At 44.1% G+C, this 19266-nt stretch carries 16 protein-coding genes; 11 read left to right on the forward strand and 5 right to left on the reverse strand.

Annotation, left to right across the window (positions count from 1 at the left end; genetic code table 11):
• The first annotated feature begins 96 nt into the window (after window positions 1-96).
• The 8 genes from prpC (at window position 97) to IQO02_RS12695 (ending at window position 10629) form a co-directional block, all read left to right on the forward strand.
• The gene (gene prpC, locus IQO02_RS12660; protein ID WP_102282555.1) at window positions 97-1311 is read left to right on the forward strand and encodes a 2-methylcitrate synthase; all 1215 of its coding nucleotides are present in this window, start codon (window positions 97-99) and stop codon (window positions 1309-1311) included.
• 101 nt (window positions 1312-1412) lie between these two features.
• Entirely contained in the window at window positions 1413-4049 is a 2637-nt protein-coding gene (gene acnD, locus IQO02_RS12665) for a Fe/S-dependent 2-methylisocitrate dehydratase AcnD (RefSeq protein ID WP_102282554.1), read from the forward strand.
• A 9-nt stretch (window positions 4050-4058) separates the two neighbouring features.
• A complete protein-coding gene (gene prpF / locus IQO02_RS12670) occupies window positions 4059-5231 on the forward strand; it encodes a 2-methylaconitate cis-trans isomerase PrpF (RefSeq protein WP_102282553.1) in 1173 nt (390 codons plus the stop codon).
• Between the two features lie 117 nt (window positions 5232-5348).
• Window positions 5349-7253, forward strand: a complete 1905-nt coding sequence (locus tag IQO02_RS12675) for a propionyl-CoA synthetase (RefSeq protein WP_102282552.1) — start codon at window positions 5349-5351, stop codon at window positions 7251-7253.
• 148 nt (window positions 7254-7401) lie between these two features.
• Window positions 7402-7848 carry a hypothetical protein gene (locus IQO02_RS12680; protein WP_102282551.1) on the forward strand — a complete coding sequence of 149 codons (447 nt, stop codon included), beginning with the start codon at window positions 7402-7404 and terminating at the stop codon, window positions 7846-7848.
• A 218-nt stretch (window positions 7849-8066) separates the two neighbouring features.
• On the forward strand, window positions 8067-8468 hold the full coding sequence (locus IQO02_RS12685) for a glycine zipper domain-containing protein (protein ID WP_102282550.1): 402 nt from the start codon (window positions 8067-8069) through the stop codon (window positions 8466-8468).
• A 185-nt stretch (window positions 8469-8653) separates the two neighbouring features.
• Entirely contained in the window at window positions 8654-9133 is a 480-nt protein-coding gene (locus tag IQO02_RS12690) for a GNAT family N-acetyltransferase (RefSeq protein ID WP_029189209.1), read from the forward strand.
• 83 nt (window positions 9134-9216) lie between these two features.
• On the forward strand, window positions 9217-10629 hold the full coding sequence (locus IQO02_RS12695) for a bifunctional NUDIX hydrolase/phosphatase PAP2 family protein (RefSeq protein WP_102282549.1): 1413 nt from the start codon (window positions 9217-9219) through the stop codon (window positions 10627-10629).
• 104 nt (window positions 10630-10733) lie between these two features.
• Here the strand turns inward: IQO02_RS12695 and IQO02_RS12700 are convergent, their stop codons facing one another.
• Complete coding sequence (locus IQO02_RS12700; RefSeq protein ID WP_016794582.1) at window positions 10734-11543, reverse strand: Cof-type HAD-IIB family hydrolase; 810 nt, start codon at window positions 11541-11543, stop codon at window positions 10734-10736.
• 185 nt (window positions 11544-11728) lie between these two features.
• Between IQO02_RS12700 and queE the strand changes: the two genes are divergently transcribed.
• Window positions 11729-12397: a 7-carboxy-7-deazaguanine synthase QueE gene (gene queE / locus IQO02_RS12705; protein WP_315897537.1), complete on the forward strand. Its 669-nt coding sequence runs from the start codon at window positions 11729-11731 to the stop codon at window positions 12395-12397.
• Window positions 12398-12471: 74 nt separating this feature from the next.
• On the forward strand, window positions 12472-13167 hold the full coding sequence (queC, locus tag IQO02_RS12710) for a 7-cyano-7-deazaguanine synthase QueC (protein WP_010438554.1): 696 nt from the start codon (window positions 12472-12474) through the stop codon (window positions 13165-13167).
• On the opposite strand, the gene IQO02_RS12715 is transcribed toward queC, so the two are convergent.
• From IQO02_RS12715 to IQO02_RS12730, 4 genes are all read right to left on the reverse strand, one after another.
• Window positions 13127-15160, reverse strand: a complete 2034-nt coding sequence (locus IQO02_RS12715; protein ID WP_193838561.1) for a tetratricopeptide repeat-containing diguanylate cyclase — start codon at window positions 15158-15160, stop codon at window positions 13127-13129. The genes queC and IQO02_RS12715 overlap by 41 nt on opposite strands.
• Before the next feature lie 163 nt (window positions 15161-15323).
• Window positions 15324-15674: a DUF2750 domain-containing protein gene (locus IQO02_RS12720; protein WP_010438559.1), complete on the reverse strand. Its 351-nt coding sequence runs from the start codon at window positions 15672-15674 to the stop codon at window positions 15324-15326.
• A gap of 135 nt (window positions 15675-15809) precedes the next feature.
• Complete coding sequence (locus IQO02_RS12725; protein ID WP_010438560.1) at window positions 15810-16427, reverse strand: OmpA family protein; 618 nt, start codon at window positions 16425-16427, stop codon at window positions 15810-15812.
• Window positions 16427-17692 carry a TolC family outer membrane protein gene (locus IQO02_RS12730; protein ID WP_193838563.1) on the reverse strand — a complete coding sequence of 422 codons (1266 nt, stop codon included), beginning with the start codon at window positions 17690-17692 and terminating at the stop codon, window positions 16427-16429. Before IQO02_RS12730 ends, IQO02_RS12725 begins: the two co-directional genes overlap by 1 nt.
• A 444-nt stretch (window positions 17693-18136) precedes the next feature.
• Here IQO02_RS12730 and IQO02_RS12735 point away from each other — a divergent pair.
• Window positions 18137-19266, forward strand: a 1130-nt coding sequence (locus IQO02_RS12735) for an Ig-like domain-containing protein (protein ID WP_193838562.1), incomplete at its 3' end; no start/stop codon positions are given.

Consider the following 19266-nt stretch of genomic DNA (forward strand, 5'->3'; position numbering starts at 1 on the left):
TAGTCGCCATATCCAGTACCGATGATAAAGATCATCGGACATATAAACAGGCAGCACCAAAGAGTGCAGGCGGCTAATACAGAAAAGGAGTTCATCATGTCTGTATCTTTGAGTGATAAAGCAGCTGTCGAAAAGGCTTCAACAGAAAACCAACAACAAAGCGAAAAACCCGAAAGCAAACCAGCAAGCGCACCTGCAATCGGTGGTGCTGGTCTACGTGGTCAGAGTGCGGGAACTACGGCGCTATGTACGGTAGGAAAATCAGGAACCGGCTTAACCTACCGTGGTTATGATATTACCGATCTTGCTAATCACGCTCAGTTCGAAGAAGTGGCGCACCTGCTACTAAGAGGTCACTTACCCAATGCCAAAGAGCTAGACGATTACAAAACATTGTTGGTTGGTCTACGCGGCTTACCTCAACCTTTGAAAGCAGCACTAGAGCTTATTCCTGCAGACGCTCACCCAATGGATGTGATGAGAACGGGTTGTTCAATGTTAGGTAATCTAGAGCAAGAGTCTGACTTCTCTGAGCAACTGTTCGCGACCGAACGAATGCTTGCGCTTTTCCCTGCGATTATTTGTTATTGGTATCGCTTTAGCCACGATGGCGTGCGCATTGATACTGAAGATCAAAGCGAAGTCTGTCTGGGTGGCTACTTCTTGAAAATGCTAACAGATAAAGCGCCGAGTGAACTGCATAAGCAGGTAATGCACTGTTCTCTAACGCTTTACGCAGAGCATGAGTTTAACGCATCTACTTTTGCTGCCCGTGTCTGTGCATCAACACTGTCAGATATTCATTCGTGCGTTACAGCAGCAATTGGCACACTAAGAGGTTCTTTACATGGCGGTGCGAATGAAGCGGCAATGGAAATGATCCAAGATTGGAAAACCGCCGATGAAGCAGAAACTAACATCATGCAGATGCTTGCTAACAAAGACAAAATCATGGGCTTCGGTCATGCCATTTATCGTGAAAGCGACCCACGAAATGCTCTAATCAAGCGTTGGTCAAAAGAGCTAGCTCAAGATGTCGGTGATAAACAGCTTTACGCCGTTTCAGAGCGTGTTGAAGCGGTTATGAAGCGCGAGAAAGGCTTGTTCTGTAATGCTGACTTCTTCCATGCATCGGCATATCACTTCATGGACATCCCAACCAAATTGTTTACTCCGATCTTTGTGATGAGCCGCCTTACAGGTTGGACGGCGCATGTGTTCGAACAAAGAGAAAACAATCGCATCATTCGTCCAAGTGCAGACTACACCGGGCCAGAGCATCAAAAATGGTTACCTATTCATCTACGTTAGCCCTCTATAACGAGCCGACTTATGTCTTGAGGTGACTTCCGTCTTCATACGACAAGGCCTCAAGAACCAACGAATAGAATTTAACAGATAATGGTGGATGTATGTCTGATGTAAAACTTGAACAAGCTCAGTACCTTGATAAAAATCAGTACCGGAAACTTTTACCCGGAACTCATTTAGAGTATTTCGATGCTTGCGAAGCGGTAGAAGCGATATCTCCGGGCAGTTATAAAACCTTGCCTTATACGTCGAGAGTATTGGCAGAGCAATTAGTAAGACGCTGTGATCCTGAAATCCTTGAAGACAGCTTAAAACAGATCATTGAACGCAAGAGTGACCTTGATTTCCCTTGGTATCCTGCGCGTGTGGTGTGTCATGACATTCTTGGTCAAACAGCCCTAGTAGATTTGGCTGGATTAAGAGACGCGATTGCCGACCAAGGCGGAGACCCTGCCAAGGTGAACCCAGTGGTCGAAACTCAACTGATTGTTGATCACTCTTTGGCTGTGGAACATGCCGGGTTTGATAACGAAGCATTTGATAAAAACCGCGCGATTGAAGAGCGCAGAAACGAAGACCGTTTTCATTTTATTGAATGGTGTAAAACCGCGTTTAAAAACGTGAGTGTGATTCCTGCGGGTAATGGAATTATGCACCAGATTAACTTGGAGAAAATGTCTCCAGTGATTCAATCTAAAGAAGGAATCGCGTTTCCTGATACCTGTGTCGGCACCGACAGTCATACTCCTCATGTTGATGCTCTGGGTGTTATTGCAATAGGTGTAGGTGGTTTGGAAGCCGAGACTGTGATGCTCGGTCGTCCATCGATGATGCGCTTGCCTGATATCGTGGGCGTTAAACTGACGGGTCAACGACAAGAAGGGATAACCGCAACGGATATTGTGCTTGCGATTACAGAGTTTCTTCGTAATCAGAGAGTGGTTTCCAGTTATTTAGAGTTCTTCGGTGAAGGGGCTCGTGCACTGACCATTGGTGACCGCGCAACTATATCGAATATGACGCCAGAATACGGCGCGACAGCAGGTATGTTCTATATCGATGAACAGACCATACAATACCTAAAGCTGACAGGACGCGAGCCTGAACAGGTTGAGTTAGTTGAGCTATACGCTAAGCAAACTGGCTTATGGGCCGATGATTTAGATTCCGCTCAATACGAGCGTGTGCTTGAGTTTGATTTGTCTAAAGTTGAGCGCAACCTTGCAGGGCCATCCAATCCCCATCGTCGTTTACCAACCAGTGAACTTGCCAAACAAGACATTAGCCAATCATCGTGGAAAGAACAACATTCGGCGAAATATAGCGATGAACAAATGCCCGATGGTGCTGTGATTATTGCTGCAATTACTTCTTGTACAAACACCAGTAATCCAAGAAACGTAGTCGCCGCAGCATTGGTGGCTAAGAAGGCGAATCAGCTTGGGTTAGTTCGTAAGCCATGGGTGAAAACCTCTTTTGCTCCGGGTTCTAAAGTTGCCAAGCTCTATCTTGAATCTGCAGGTTTGCTTCCTGAGTTGGAACAGCTTGGTTTTGGTATCGTGGGCTATGCGTGCACTACCTGTAACGGAATGAGCGGGGCCTTAGATCCTAAAATCCAACAAGAAATCACCGACCGCGACCTGTATTCAACCGCTGTGTTATCTGGGAATCGAAATTTCGATGGTCGAATTCATCCTTATGCTAAACAAGCGTTTTTAGCCTCACCGCCATTGGTGGTTGCTTATGCCTTGGCAGGCACGATTCGCTTTGATATCGAGAAAGACAGCTTAGGTAATGACAGCAATGGTAAGCCAATCTATCTAAGTGATTTGTGGCCAAGTGATGCCGAAATTGATGCGGTTGTCGGTGAGCATGTTAAGCCTCAGCAATTCCAACAAATCTACGTGAAAATGTTCCAGCCAGACGAAGAGCAGGTGACTACTGAACCGCTTTATGATTGGAGACCTAAAAGTACCTATATTCGCAGACCACCTTATTGGGAAGGAGCTCTTGCGGGTGAACGAAGCCTTTCAGGTATGAGACCGTTAGCGATTCTTGGCGACAACATCACCACGGATCATCTATCACCTTCAAATGCGATTCTCGCTTCGAGTGCGGCAGGTGAGTACTTGGCGAAAATGGAAGTGCCAGAAGAAGACTTTAACTCTTATGCGACTCATCGAGGTGATCACTTAACCGCGCAACGAGCAACATTCGCCAACCCTAAGCTGTTTAATGAAATGGTGAAGGACGCTGGGGAAGTCGTGCAAGGTTCATTGGCAAGAGTTGAACCCGATGGGCAAGTTACGCGAATGTGGGAAGCGATAGAAACCTACATGAACCGTAAACAGCCTTTGATTGTCGTGGCGGGTGCGGATTATGGACAAGGTTCATCACGTGATTGGGCTGCCAAAGGTGTGCGCTTAGCGGGTGTTGAAGTGATTGTGGCTGAAGGGTTTGAACGAATTCACAGAACCAACTTGGTTGGCATGGGCGTGCTGCCTTTGCAATTCAAAGCGGGGACCAATCGAAACACTTTAGAATTGGACGGTACCGAGCTTTACGACGTTTATGGTGACATCCAAGCAGGTTCTGATTTGGCTCTAGTCATTACTCGTAAAAACGGTGAAAAGCTTGATGTTCCCGTGACCTGTCGACTAGACACTGCAGACGAAGTGAACGTGTACAGCGCTGGTGGTGTATTGCAGCGTTTTGCCAAAGACTTTCTTGCACAGTAGGAACTGGTTATGAACATCAAACAGATAAAAGTACCTGCAACCTATATGCGGGGTGGTACAAGCAAAGGCGTTTTCTTCAACCTAAGTGACTTACCTAAAGCTGCGCAAGTCGCCGGAGAAGCGAGAGATACATTGTTGTTGAGAGTCATTGGCAGCCCAGATCCTTATGGTAAGCAAACCGATGGTATGGGTGGTGCAACATCGAGTACCAGTAAAGCCGTGATTGTTTCGAAAAGCAGTAAAGCCGATCACGATGTTGACTACCTATTCGGCCAAGTTGCGATAGACAAGCCGTTTGTCGATTGGAGTGGTAACTGTGGGAACTTGTCTGCAGCGGTCGGTCCGTTCGCTATTCATAGTGGCTTGGTTGACTTGACTCGTATCCCTGAAAACGGTGTTGTTGAGGTGCGAGTATGGCAAGTGAACATCCAAAAAACCATTATTGTTCATGTGCCTATCACCAATGGTGAAGTCCAAGAGTTAGGTGACTTTGAGCTTGATGGTGTGACTTTTCCTGCGGCTGAGATCCAAGTCGATTTTCTAGATCCAGCCGATGCGAATGGCTCTATGTTCCCTACAGGGAATGTTGTCGATTTTTTAGATGTTCCCGAATTGGGCTGCATCAAAGCAACATACATCAATGCAGGGATACCAACCATTTTTGTTGATGCTGAATCGGTTGGTTATCAAGGTACAGAGCTTCAATCTGATATCAATAGTGATGCCAAAGCTTTGGCTCTGTTTGAATCCATCCGAGCACATGGTGCAGTAGCGATGGGGCTGATTGATTCTTTAGAACAAGCTGAATCACGCCAACACACACCTAAAGTCGCGTTTGTTGCTAAGCCTCAAGCGTACCAAGCTTCCAGTGGTAAATCGGTCGCTGCCGAAGATACTGATCTTCTGGTGCGTGCTTTGTCTATGGGACAACTGCATCACGCCATGATGGGTACGGCTGCGGTCGCCATTGCTTCAGCGGCGAGTGTGCCAGGTACGTTAGTGAACTTGGCAGTCGGTGAGGGTTCCCGAGATTTTGTTACCTTTGGTCATCCATCAGGAACCTTAAAAGTGGGTGCTAAAGCTATTCAGACGGAAAGCGGTTGGAAAATAGAACGGGCGATAATGAGTCGTAGTGCCCGAGTGATCATGGAAGGTGCCATCCGTGTGCCTTTTCCTAAGTAAAGCAATTGTCGTGAACGGTTAAATATCCACGAACACAACGCTGAGAAAAGAGTGCACCCAAGTGAACAGCCAAAAGCAAGGCGCTTGGACTAATGGATTAATCATGGAGGAGGCACTATGTCTGCTACGAATCGAATGAACAGAAAAACAGACTATATCACCGAGTACCAATGGGCGAGGGAAGACCCTAATTCGTTTTGGGAAACACAATCACAAGCGATAGATTGGTTTGAGTCACCGAAAACGATATTACAAACTGATGATAACGGTATTGAACGTTGGTTTCCTGATGGGGTGATGAATACGTGTTGGTTGGCGCTGGATTATCATTGTGAAAATGGTCGCGGTGATAAAGTGGCGTTGATTTACGACTCGCCTGTAACGGGTACTCAGTCGTCCTACACTTACAACAAATTACGTGACCAAGTGGCAAAAGTCGCAGGCATGTTGGCAACACAGGGCGTGACCAAAGGCGATCGTGTGGTGATTTATATGCCAATGATTCCGGAAGCGGCTATGGCCATGCTGGCCTGTGCTCGACTCGGTGCGGTGCACTCAGTGGTGTTTGGTGGCTTTGCCCCTCATGAATTAGCAGTTCGTATCGAAGATGCTGAACCAAAAGTGTTGATTACAGCGTCTTGTGGGATCGAGATAAACAAGGTTCTGCCATATAAGCCAATGGTCGACAGAGCGATCATGGACAGCCGTTGGAAACCAGAAAAAGTCGTGCTATTCCAAAGAGAGCAATGCCTGGCTGAACTGAACCAAGATAGAGATGTACTCTGGCAGCAGGCCGTTGCGGATTCTCTGCCACATAGCTGCGTTCCCGTTTTGGCAACCGATCCTTTATATATCCTCTATACATCGGGAACCACCGGTAAGCCGAAAGGCGTAGTCCGTGATAATGGTGGTCACGCGGTCGCGATGAAGTACTCGATGAGCACTATCTACGATATGCCGCAAGATGGTGTTTTTTGGGCGGCATCTGACGTGGGTTGGGTGGTTGGGCATTCCTATATTGTGTATGCGCCACTGATTCACGGTTGCACCTCTATTCTGTTTGAAGGTAAGCCGGTGAGAACACCCGATCCAGGAGCGTTTTGGCGTGTGTGTGAAGAGTACAAAGTGGACGTGTTGTTTTCTGCACCTACAGCATTTAGAGCAATCAAGAAAGAAGATCCCGAAGGCGAGTTACTTACCAAATATGACTTATCATCGCTCAAGTCGATTTTTATGGCAGGAGAGCGTTTGGACCCGCCAACATTGGATTGGGTCGAGTCTCATACCAATAAACCGGTTATCGATCACTGGTGGCAAACCGAAACGGGTTGGGCTATTTCTGCAAATCCGACAGGGCTTGAATCTTTGCCTGTAAAAGCGGGTTCTTCAACCAAGCCAGTACCCGGTTACCAAGTAGAAATTCTTAATGAATTAGGTGAGCTTGCTCTGCCCAATCAACAAGGTTTTGTGGCGCTCAAACGCCCGTTGCCACCCGGGTGTCTACCCACGGTATGGCGTAATCATGATCGATTTGAATCCGGCTATCTGAGCCAATTCCCGGGTTACTATGTCTCCGGTGATGGCGGCTACCTCGATGATGAGGGATATTTGTTTATCATGGGGCGCATTGATGATGTGATCAACGTTGCAGGGCATCGCTTGTCTACTGGGGAAATGGAAGAGATCGTTGGTGGTCACCCCGCGATTGCAGAATGTGCCGTTGTCGGTATTCATGATGACTTGAAAGGGCAGCTACCGCTTGGCTTAGTTGTGCTAAAGGACGGAATAAAAGTAGATGGCATTGAGCTACAAGCCGAACTGGTTGGTAAGGTTCGTAACGAAATCGGCGCTGTTGCCTGTTTCAAACAAGCTTTAGTGGTAGAGAGATTACCGAAAACTCGTTCAGGTAAGATCTTGCGTAGAACTATTCGACAGATCGCAGAAGGTGAACAGTACGTGGTACCTTCGACGATTGACGACCCTACCAGCTTAACTGAAATTGCTGAAAAGCTCGGTAAATAGGCTTAGCTGTTTGGGCAATTTGATCTTCGGCTTGTTGATTTATGCATAACCCAGCGTGATGGTTTACCTAAACTCTACTTTCTTCATCCGCTTATCTATTTCGTCTACTATGACCTCATTATGAACCCCACATATTGAGGTCTTTTTTATGCGAGTTTACTTTTTATTGATTACTTTACTGGTCAGTGGTGCTGCTAGTGACAGTATTTCAAAGGATGAAGCGAGTAGAGTGTTGTTAGAGCCATTGAGTCATCCCAAGATATTTAAATGTGTGTCCAAGACTGGCGTCGATCTCTATCAAGCGGTTTTTGATATGGGCGTGGGGTATGAAGCCGACCCTATTAACTCGAAGATGATCGTTAATTCAAGGAAAGGTCGCTACGAATATCAAATCCTAGGCGCTGTAAGATCTGAAAGAGCGAGTGAAATTGTCGTGTTGACTCGGCATATTGGAGACGGTGTTAAAGTGGCTGCGATGATTGATGAACGAAATGGTAAAATACTGGGGATTGGTGATAAAAATCACTATCGAGATTGTGGTGTAAGACCGCCTCCAAGCGCAGAAAATATTCAGAAATTTTGGTCGAGGAGCTAACGCTTACCACCCAGTCACAAGAGTTATTGAGACGGCCCTACTGATCGTCTTTTTGTTTTTGCGGAGTGACTAATAAATCAAATGTTTCCCAATCCTGAAGTGTTGAGCGACTAATACATAACCAACCGTTATATATTATCTAAACTGGTCTTTATTTATGTTGTTAGGTGTTCTGTTTAAGATGACTTCATTCCAAACGAAACCAAAGCGAGACACCTATGACATTCACTAAACCTTTTCTTTTAGCGACACTGATTGTGACTCTTTCTGGCTGTGCATCTCCTGCCACTGATAACGAAAATGAAAATGCAGCGCGTAATCGTGGTGCTATTGGTGGTGCCTTAATAGGAGCAACGGCTGGAGCGTTGACAGGAGATGCAAGCTTAGCGGTTAAAGGTGCAGCACTAGGAGGTGTGACAGGTGGCGTAGCTGGTTCGATGAAAGATACGGATGACGCAAGAAATGCTCAAAGAACTCAAGTGACTGCTGATGGCTTAGCACAAGATAATCGCACCGATGCTGAAAAGCGAGTTGCTGAAGTTGAGGCTGAAATTAAACTTATCGAACTAGAACAACAGCTTGCTGAACTCAAAGAAGAGAAAGAAGATAACGGCGCATAAAGCTAAAGCCTAGATATTCGTTTAATTCTAAATTATTTAAACAGAATGGCCACGTAATGTGGCCGTTTTTGTATCTAAAATACGCACTTCAAACAATGAATTAATTCAATAACTTGTATAGATACTCGCGGCAAGTAAACTAGACTCAGTTTAAATATTAATTTGGTTTGAGAAGCACAATAGTCATGAATGTCACCTTAAGGGCCGCAAAGCACACGGATTTGGAACATCTTAACGAGTTAATGTTCGATCTCCACCATCACCATCACCTCGCTAGCCCAGAGCACTTTAAAACGGCAGAAGAGATTGAGCAGGAAAAAAGCATTGCACGTTACTTGGATGATCCTGAATGCTTAGTCTACGTGGCATTAAAAGGTGAGCTGATTGTTGGCTTTATCTCTGGGCATTTTTGTGAGCTTATCTCAACGGTAAGTAAACCAGTGCCGATGGGGAGTGTAGATGAACTGTTTGTCTTGCCTGATTATCGCAAAGAATCGATTGCTGAAAAGTTGTTTAGCAAAGTTGAAGCTACTTTTGATGATTACGGTGTTGAACAAGTCTTTGTAGAGGTTTGGGACTTTAATTCGCCTGCCAAGCACTTCTATCAAAAAATGGGGTTCACTCCTCACATTCAATGGATGAGGAAGTCTCTGCGCAAAACATAGACAGCGATTTTGTGCCGCTTTGATTACAATAGACGTGATGCATTAGCAGTCTTAAACTTCTTCCTTTATTTTAGGTAAATTCGTTGATTATTCGACATTTATTCGTTTTTATTTTATCTCTTTTGAGTGCTACTTCCGCATGGGCTAATAACATTTTGCCTGACCATATTGCGGGCGCTTTGTGTGTAGTACGTGCTGATAACCAAATCGTTTTAGTTGACGAATTGATCACAGGTCATTTATCTCTTCCGGGTGGTACTGTCGTTGCTGGTGAATCGCCAGCCGTAGCAGCGCAGCGTGAAACATGGGAAGAGGCGGGTTTGTCGGTAACGGTCGGTGATGTGCTGGGTTATACCGACAGTGCCGTCGTGTTTGATTGTATCTCCGATTCTGAAGTGATCAGCTACAAAGCTCGAAATGAGTTGGGTGGCTTTGAGCTGCCGATTTGGTTTGCGCCTCATTACGGCGTGGAAGTCAGCCGAGCGATGTTACTTCCTCCTGCTGAATTGCAAGATCATCAGTACCGCTATCCAGAACAGTGGTCTGAGATTAACGAGCTGTTTTTATCCGCGACGGACCAACCGGTGACGTATGTGACTGAGCTGGTGGGTGCAGCACCCAAAGTTCATCAATTTGAATTAAATTGGATTGTGTCGATCCAAAACGAGTTCGATAAGATGCCAAGCGTGTTTGCGAATACTGTGCTTTTAACTGACTCGTTAGCGAAGCCATGGGTTTTCATCGTGATATTGCCGCTAATTGCTTGGTATTTTGGCCGTAACTTCGCGTTGAAGTTTGGCTTCACTTTGATATCTGTAACGTTACTGACATTGATCGCCCACCAAGGTTTTGGCTTTCCTCGTCCTCATGCCTACCTTCCAACTTTAAAGTTAGTGATGAGCAGTGGGTATAGTTTCCCAAGTCTCTTAGCTGCGTTATGGGTAAGTTTAACCTTGTTAGTCTTTTGGAAACTAAATCGCCTCTTGGAGCAAAAAGCTATTCTGATAGTGCTCGCTGGCCTGCTGTGGATCATGCTATTTAAGTCTTATTCAGGCAGTGCGTTTTTTAGTGATGTATTAATGGGTGGAGTATTAGGTGCATTAGCGACGTGGCATATCGTGAGATTAGACGCGAAACCGGATGTAGATATCAGTGCCTTATTAAGTTCTAAAGGTGTTTGGTGGGCATTGTGCTTACTGTCGGTTGTTCTCACGGTGATATGGCCATTGCCAACATTCTCATTCTGGGTGGCGATTTTGATGACGATTGCATGCCTAGTTACGTTAACAGACTCGAAACCTTTGGTCGGTCAGTTCTCATTCAAGATCGTTCTTGGAGTGATGGCTATGTTGTTAGCGGGAAATCTGCTGATTAGCTGGGCAGGAAGTTTTGTCTCTTTCAGTGGTATTGCTTCATTTATTATTGAAACGTTACGTTTCCCAATCTTGATTTTGTTTGGTGTGGTGGCATTTCGTCTGCCTTGGGCTAGAAAATAATAAGTAGAACGATTCATGTAAAAAGAAGGCTGTGCAATGCACAGCCTTCTTTATATCAATGTATTTTAGGTGAGTTAGATAAAGTAGAGGGCTCTATCTAGTGCTTACGAGTTGAAGATAAACTTCTCAATCGCGACAGCTACACCATGGTCGTCGTTGCTCGCTGTGATGTGATCCGCCAGTTTCTTGGTTTCTTCCATTGCGTTGTCCATTGCAATGCCAAGGCCTGCATATTCAAGCATATGGTGATCGTTTTCAGCATCACCCATGCAGATTACTTCTTCCGATTTAATGCCTAAGTGTTTCGCTATCGCTTCAATACCGACACCCTTGTTTGATTTTGGGTTTAGGAACTCTAAGAAGAATGGTGCACTTTGTACGATAGTAAACTGAGTTTTAAGCTCTTGTGGTAACTTGCTGATGATTTCGGTGAGTTTGTTTGGCTCTGCAACAATCATGGTTTTGATGATTTCGTGGTCGTCTTCTAGTTGAGAAAAGTCGAACTCGGTAATTGCTAAACCATTAATACGCGCTTCAATAGCGGTGTACTCATTGTTTTCAGGGGTGATTAAACCATGAACCTTGCTGAATGCATGAACATAGCCACCAAGTTGCTTAGCAAGAGTTGCGATTTCTTTCGCTGCTTTACCGTTACTGATTTCGCTGTGGATGATCTCTTTAGTCGAAACGTTCTGTACCATAGAGCCGTTGTAAAAGAGTACAAAGTCATCTTCGCCGTTAATTGAAAGCTCGTCTAATTTGCTTTGCATACCTTCTAAAGGTCGACCAGAAGCGAGAACCACTTTTACTCCTGCAGCACGAGCTTTGGCTATCGCCTCTTTATTTTCTGGAGAAATCGTTTTTTCTCTGTTGAGCAGTGTTCCATCCATATCAAGAGCTATCAGTTTGTACATGTTTTTCCTTACCAAAAAATTAAAAGTTAACCAAATCTAATGGACGAAAGGATAAGGGAACTTGAAACTTCAGGCTAGGGCTTTGATCAACTCATTTATCAGTACTCATTTGTTTGACCAAAGGGGGTAAGTGCTTTAAGGTCTGCGGTTGATTTATTTGACCAAATGATTGAGCTGAGGAAAAGTTGTACAAGATTAATGAAATGTTTGAAACCATCCAGGGTGAGGGCGTGTTTACTGGCGTTCCGGCTGTTTTTGTTCGTCTACAAGTTTGCCCAGTAGGTTGTTCTTGGTGTGACACGAAACAGACTTGGGAAGCATTACCTGAAGATGAAACCAGCCTTGGCGATATCATGGTGAAGACAGAGGATTCACCAACTTGGTCAGCAATTGATGCTCAAGGAATTGTGAATGAATACATCAAGCAAGGTTACACTGCGAAGCACATTGTGATTACTGGTGGTGAGCCGTGTATTTATGATCTTGTCCCGCTTACTGAAGCATTTGAGCAGCATGGTTGTCGCTGTCAGATTGAGACTAGTGGAACATCAGAAGTTAAAGTGACACTTGACACTTGGGTTACGGTGTCACCAAAAGTGGCGATGAAAGCGAAACTGGATATTTTAGATAGTGCCTTACAACGTGCTAATGAAATTAAGCATCCAGTGGGTACAGGCAAAGACATTGAACAGCTTGACGGTTTATTGGAGCGAGCGGATGTTTCGAGTGAAACGGTCGTCGCTCTGCAACCAATTAGTCAAAAAGAACGCGCAACACAACTTTGTATTGATACCTGCATTGAGCGCAATTGGCGCTTATCAATCCAAACTCATAAGTATTTGAGTATCGCTTAGTTGGTCAGCAGTTTGCGTGTTTGCGGACAGTTTTCCCATTTATGATAGTTCGCCAGTTTTAGATAGGTATGGAAATGAAAAAAGCAGTTGTAGTATTCAGTGGTGGTCAAGACTCAACTACATGTCTTGTTCAGGCACTAACAGAGTATGATGAAGTTCATGCGATTACTTTTGATTATGGTCAGCGCCATAAGTTAGAGATCGAAGTCGCTCAGTCATTATCGAAAGAGCTTGGTGTGAAAGCGCATAAAGTGATGGATGTGACGCTGCTAAATGAGTTGGCTATTAGCTCTCTGACTCGTGACGATATCCCTGTATCACATGAGCTACAAGAGAATGGATTGCCGAACTCTTTTGTTCCTGGTCGTAATATTCTGTTCTTAACATTGGCGGGTATTTATGCATACCAGATCGGATCTGAAACTGTGATTACTGGTGTGTGTGAAACAGATTTCTCTGGCTATCCTGATTGCCGTAATGATTTTGTAAAAGCGATGAATTCTGCGCTTGTGCAAGGCATGGATAAGAAGCTTGATATCAAAACACCACTGATGTGGCTGAACAAAGCTGAAACATGGGCGTTGGCAGATCAGTACTCAGCTCTCGAACTTGTTAGAAACAAAACACTGACCTGCTACAACGGTATTATCGGTGATGGCTGTGGTGATTGCCCAGCATGTGAACTACGAAAGGCCGGCCTTAACGATTACTTAGTTGACCGTCAAAGTATTATGACTGAGTTGGTTCGTAAACAGACTGAGTATAAATAGCTTCAGGTATGTCAATTGGTTCGTTATAAGCGTCAATGATACAGTTTCGACCATTACTCTTTGCTTGATACAATGCTTGGTCAAGAACAGAGTAGAGATCATCAAAGTCACTTAGTGCGTTTGAGGTTGCTAGATAAGCAAAACTCGCGGTTACATTAAGTGGCTTTTTGCTTTCTGACAGGAAAATACTGTTTGATATTGCATAATGCAGTTCTTCAACGCGTTCACGGACCTCAGACGGCTTGGTATCGGTCAGCATAATAAGAAATTCTTCGCCGCCCAAACGTCCAAATAACTCACCTTTTACTAAATGCTTTCTTATTTGGTTACTGACATGAACAAGTGCTATGTCACCCGTTGGGTGGCCATGCTCATCATTAATCTCTTTAAATTTATCTAAATCCAGTAAAACGAGTACGTGTTGTTTTTTGTTTTTTTTGCAATGTCTAACTCGCTTGATCCTGCGTATTATTTCGGTCCTGTTGTAAGCTTTGGTCATTGCGTCAATCGCGGCTCTCGCTCGGATGGTCTTGTTTGCCAATACCGTAAAGCTGGCAGCGCAGAGTAATACAAACATGATGATGTTGTACATCCACCTTTGGTGCTCCATCTTTTCAATTCGAAGGCGATCGAGTTTTGTCTGGTGTGTTAGGAAAGAATTCTTCAGTTCTTGCTCATATTTGGCATGAGTAAGGTCAAGAGCCTCAAAAGCTAACCTGTTATCAATGTCTCTGGCCTTTAATTGTATTGCTGAGTGTCTCTGATAGTAATAAAAAGCCTGTTGGTAACCATTGAGTGACTGGTGAATATCAGAAAGCTGAAGAAGAGCTTGGGCGACGTATTTAAGTCTTGTGACCTGCTCAGCTAACTCCAACGCTTGCTGTGCGTAGTTTAGCGCTTCAGTTGTCAGCTGTTGTTCTTCGAACATGTCACTTAATGCCAAATAAGCGTTGATACGAATAACGTTATTGTTAAGTTCATTAGAGGCAGAAAGAGACTCAACCAAATAGGTTTTTGCTAACTCATAATCATGTGTTTGTGTGTAGGCTTTTCCCAAGCCTAAGTTTGTCAAAGCGATGCCATAGTTATGGGGAGATGCGCTTAGCATTGTCCTCGCTTTTTGAAAGTGCTTAATTGCTAGGTTACTTTGGCTTTGACTTAAATACAGTTCGGCTAAGCTATGGTGCACTTGAGCTTTCATTAGAGCAGAAGTATCGGCTCTTAGTATGAGTGCTTCTTTGAGGTATTGTTCTGATTTTTCATATTGTTTTAGTTCTTTGAGCAGATTGCCAACATCGTTATAAATGCCCGATATATCATGCCCTTGTGGGAATACTTTGATCAAAGACAGGTAAGTATTTAACGCTGTTTGATAGTCACTACGAAAATGGTGGTTGTTGGCGATGACTCGATATGTCACGAATTTGGGTAATACTGGGTCAACGAGGTTTTGAAAATCGCTCTGAAGTGCAGAACAGTAATAGTTAGCTTGGTGATATTTGGCTTGTTCATTGAGAGAGCGACACAGTTGGTACTTCAACAGTGCACGCCCCGTTATATCATTGCGTGATTGCATCTTAGTGAGTAGCGTCAAAAAGCCCTGTTGAGCGTCTTCGTAGTGACCTTGTCTGTCTTTTACTAACGCTGAAATGAACGCTTTTTCTATTGCTTGATATTCACTGTTGTTTGAAGCAATACCATAAAATGGTTGTGAGCGATGACTCATGTATTCGTACAATAATGAAGAAAGGTATAGCTTATCTCCATAGTGATTTAAGCTCGTATAACGTGTTTGCAGCATGTTCAGTGCGCGGGAAGGGGAACGAGTTAAAGTGGATAAATAGAGAGCATTCCAGTCAGCGTTGGGAGTAGAATCAAGATTTATGTTTGAGTCACTGACGGGGAAGCTGTTATGGCGATCTAATGTAGGTACTTGGCCATAAGAATAGAAGCTGGTTAAAAGCAGAAAAGTAATAAAGACGGAGTGAATCACGAGGAACTATCAATCAGATAAAGAACGACATTCTATTATTAGTTTGAGGTTGCTTCAATTTTTGAATGATACTTACAGTGATTTATGCGAGTTGTATCTCTGATTTGTTGATGGTTATCAGGGTAATAGCGGTCGTACTTATTCGCACGACCGCTATTGGAAATTAAATGTACAATTTCGCTAGATCAGAAGGTTCAAGCTCTTTGCCTTCTAATGTTGCATTCCAGTTCGTACCAACAAGAACGCCGTCTTCAGCAAGAGTCAGTAGCCAGTCTTCTACAAAGATATCTAGTGGGATTTCTAATACTTCAAAATCAGCCCACTCTTCAACGTTGTGAGTCTGAGCATCTTCTTTTGAAGACCAAAATGGCATCACTTCGCTGCTTTCGAATTCACTTGAGTCACATGCTAGCCAACCTTCTTCGTTACGAAGGCCCCATACAAGTTTAGTTTCTTGTGTTTCAGAAACGAAAAGTTCTAGATTTGCTTGAGTATCAGCGGTTAGTTTGCTCATGGATTAATTCTCTATGTTGATAACGTGACAAGATTAACATTATAGACGGCTTAGGTATATGCTATTTAAGGAATTATAAGCGTACTGAAACGCTACCTAAAGATAACGTTTCAGATGAGGCATAACTAAGAGTGGTTACTTTCCAATTTTTGTAAAAATATGCCATTCTTCTTTGATGTTGCCTTTGAATCCGGCGACAGAAGCGACAACTTTTCGATTGAGCGCATGGTTGATTTTGGTTCCCTCTTCATTAGAAACGGTATCCCCGTAGCCAACGATTGTCACTCTAGATGGTTGTATACCATTACTTATTAGGGCTCGCCTTACATTTGATGCTCGTTCTTTCGATAAGTCTAAGTTGTGAGCCGCGTTTCCGACTTTACTCGCGTAGCCTTGTAGACGAATGGTTGTGCTTTCATACCGCTTTAAAAACGCGGCCATTTGACGAATTTGGCCAAGAAAAACAGGATTGATTTCTGTTGAATTGTTGGCAAATAAGATGTGAAGTTCTTTCTGTTCCGTTGACTCGAAATAAGAGCCGCAGCCGTCATTATCGATTTCAGCGCCAATCTGTGTATCAACACATAAATCACGGGCGTTGATAACACCATCATTGTCGTCGTCTTCTAGATCGTAACTTTGTACGCTCTCTGGGAGCGCTCGATACTCGAACTCTTCATCGTTTGTTTCAGCTAAAATGTTGGCAGAAGCAACCAATAGACAGAGTGGAAATACAGCTTTTAGCAGCTTCATTAATATTCTACCTTTTCATTCCATTCTTGGGGGATATCGACACGTAAACCTGTCAGTAAATTACCGGTTGCGTTCATGACCCGGTATTTAGCATATTGTTCATCGTACTTGGCATCTAAATAGCCTTTACGAGCTTCAAAGAGCTCATTTTCAGTGTTAAGTAAATCGAGAAGTGTTCGTTTACCTATGCGGTATTGCTTCTCGTAAGAGATAACCGTATCTGATGCTGAGTCTACGTGATCTGATAAGAACTCTTTCTGTTGTACGGTTAAATCAAGTGCGCTCCATGACAAGCGTAGGCTCTCTTCTACATTACGATATGTACTTTCACGCAGATCTTTGGCCTTATTTAATTGGTAAGCAGCACTTTCAGCGCGGTCTTGATCAGAGCCGCCGTTATACAAGTTATATCTCAAGCGGACCATTGCGGAAAATTCGTCACTACTCCCTTCGTTGCCACCTGCGTCATCACGCCAGGTTTGCGCGGCTTCGAAAGAAACAGTCGGATAATTTGAACTTTTAGACTGTTTATATTGGAATTTAGCGGAGTCCACATCGGCTTGTGCAATTTTAATAACAGGATGTTGGTTGAAAGCTTTCGCAAGAGCGCCATCTACGGTGTAAGGAATTGCTCCAGTGTCTGCTCGCGGAAACACTAACCCCAAAGGTGACTGTCCAACAATACGTTTAAATTGAGTATGCGTATCAAACAAATTATTTTGTGCTGCGAGCAAGTTACCATGAGCTTTCGCAATACGAGCTTCTACTTGGGACATATCTGCTGTAGAGCCAATGCCAGATTCGACACGTTTTCGAATATCTCTATAGATATCCTTGTGTGTTGCCAGGTTGTTTTCAGACAGGGTGAGGACTTCATAAGCTTTCACTGCATCAAGGTATACTTTGGTGACCTCGAGAGCGATATCTTGGGCGTTGGAGAGTAATTGGTAACGAACAGATTCTGCATCAGCCGCGGTACGATCAATATCGTTGGAAGTATTTGCTCCATCCCAAATTAACTGAGTCAAAGTAATCGTCGCTTCTTTACGCGTCAGATCTGTTGAATTTGTATTGGTCACTAGATCGGTATGCTCATAACCAATCCCACCATCTAAATCTATACTCGGACGATAAGCACCGCCAGAAGCATCGTTAACGTAACGTTTACTTACGTACTCATTATAAGCACTTTTAATTTCAGGATTGCTTTCCAACGTAAAAGCGACGGCTTGCTCAAGAGTTTGTGCCGCAGCTGGAAAGGTCATTGCTATAGCTAGCCCTAAGGTCGTCGTTTGAATCCTATTCAATTTGCATCTCTCCAAAATGAGTCACACCTGAGTCTTAATTTTGCACGATGATATACAAAATTCAGATGAACCGCCAAAAAAATTACGATCGCTACAACTGGCGCTCGCAAATGGTTGTAAATTTGTTAACCGATCACTGTGCGTATTGTGATATTTTAATGCACTTAGAACACCTATTAATATGTCAATTATTTTTCGTTAGCACAATAACTTATATCAAATTTAAGAGCGCTTTAAGTATTGATGAGTGTGACCATTGTCATCATGGTGTATACGACCTTGTTAAAATATGCATTCATAACTATGAATTATATGGTGTTAGGTGTTATATTTTACCTAATATTATAAATACAATGTCACTATTTTGACGTTTTGATTGAAAAATGAGTTTTAGGGGTTTATATGGACATGACAGTATTGAATGCGAGCGGTGCATTGGCACTTGGTCAACGCATTGTTGTTTCGGTAGATGGTACAATTAAAGTCCTAGAAGACGGCCAGCCATTACAAGCAGGGGATGTCATTCTTGAATCCCAGAGCGAAAACTCTGAATCTCCAATTTCAGTCAAGCGTTTTTCGCCTGAAGATGGCGGTGAAGTTGAACTAGACCAAGACATTGCAAATATCTTTGCGGCTTTAGAAGAAGGTCAGGATCCGACGGAGCTAGGCGAAGAATTTGCAACGGCAGCTGGTGAAAGTGGTTCAAGCCTAGTAAGTAGCGGGACTATTGAGCGCGACGGTGAAGAAACCATTCCAGGTACTGAATTTGTAACGACGGGCTTTGAAGCGCTGGGAATGTCTCGTACTCAAAGCTTGAGTCTTCTTGATGCTTTCCGTTCGGTTGACCAACCTAACAATCCTCCTACCTTTGTTGATAACAACAATGACCCTGCTGGCGACACTCTCTCATTTACAACCGATGAAGATACCCCAGTAAACGGAACCCTTTCAGCTTCAGACGAAGACGGTGACTCCCTGTCTTTCACCAAAGCCACTGATCCCTCAAACGGAACTGTTGTTGTCGATGAAAACGGTGACTGGACCTACACACCTAATGAAAACTACAACGGTGATGATAGCTTTACGGTTGTTGTCTCCGATGGCCAAGGTGGCACGGACACCATAACCGTCAATGTCGGCGTTACTCCAGTCAATGACTTACCTGTCGGTGAAGATGTCTCAGTCACCACGGATGAAGATACTCCAGTAAGTGGCTTACTCACTGCAACAGACGCGGATAACGACCAATTAACGTTTAGCAAAGGCACAGAGCCATCGAATGGCTCGGTAGTCGTTGACGAAAATGGTAATTGGACATACACCCCAGACGAGAACTATAACGGCAGCGATAGCTTTACTGTTGTGGTCACCGATGGAAACGGCGGCATAGACACTATTACTGTTAACGTTGGTGTGGTGCCTGTTGTTGACACTACCACAGTGAGCTTGTCAGCGGATGCGTCAGTCACCGAAGGCGAGAACATCACCTACACGGCGACACTGACGAATCCTGCGGATGGCGCGGTGACGGT

The organism is Vibrio sp. OPT24 (genome assembly GCF_015163545.1).
GTDB classification, from domain to species: domain Bacteria; phylum Pseudomonadota; class Gammaproteobacteria; order Enterobacterales; family Vibrionaceae; genus Vibrio; species Vibrio cyclitrophicus.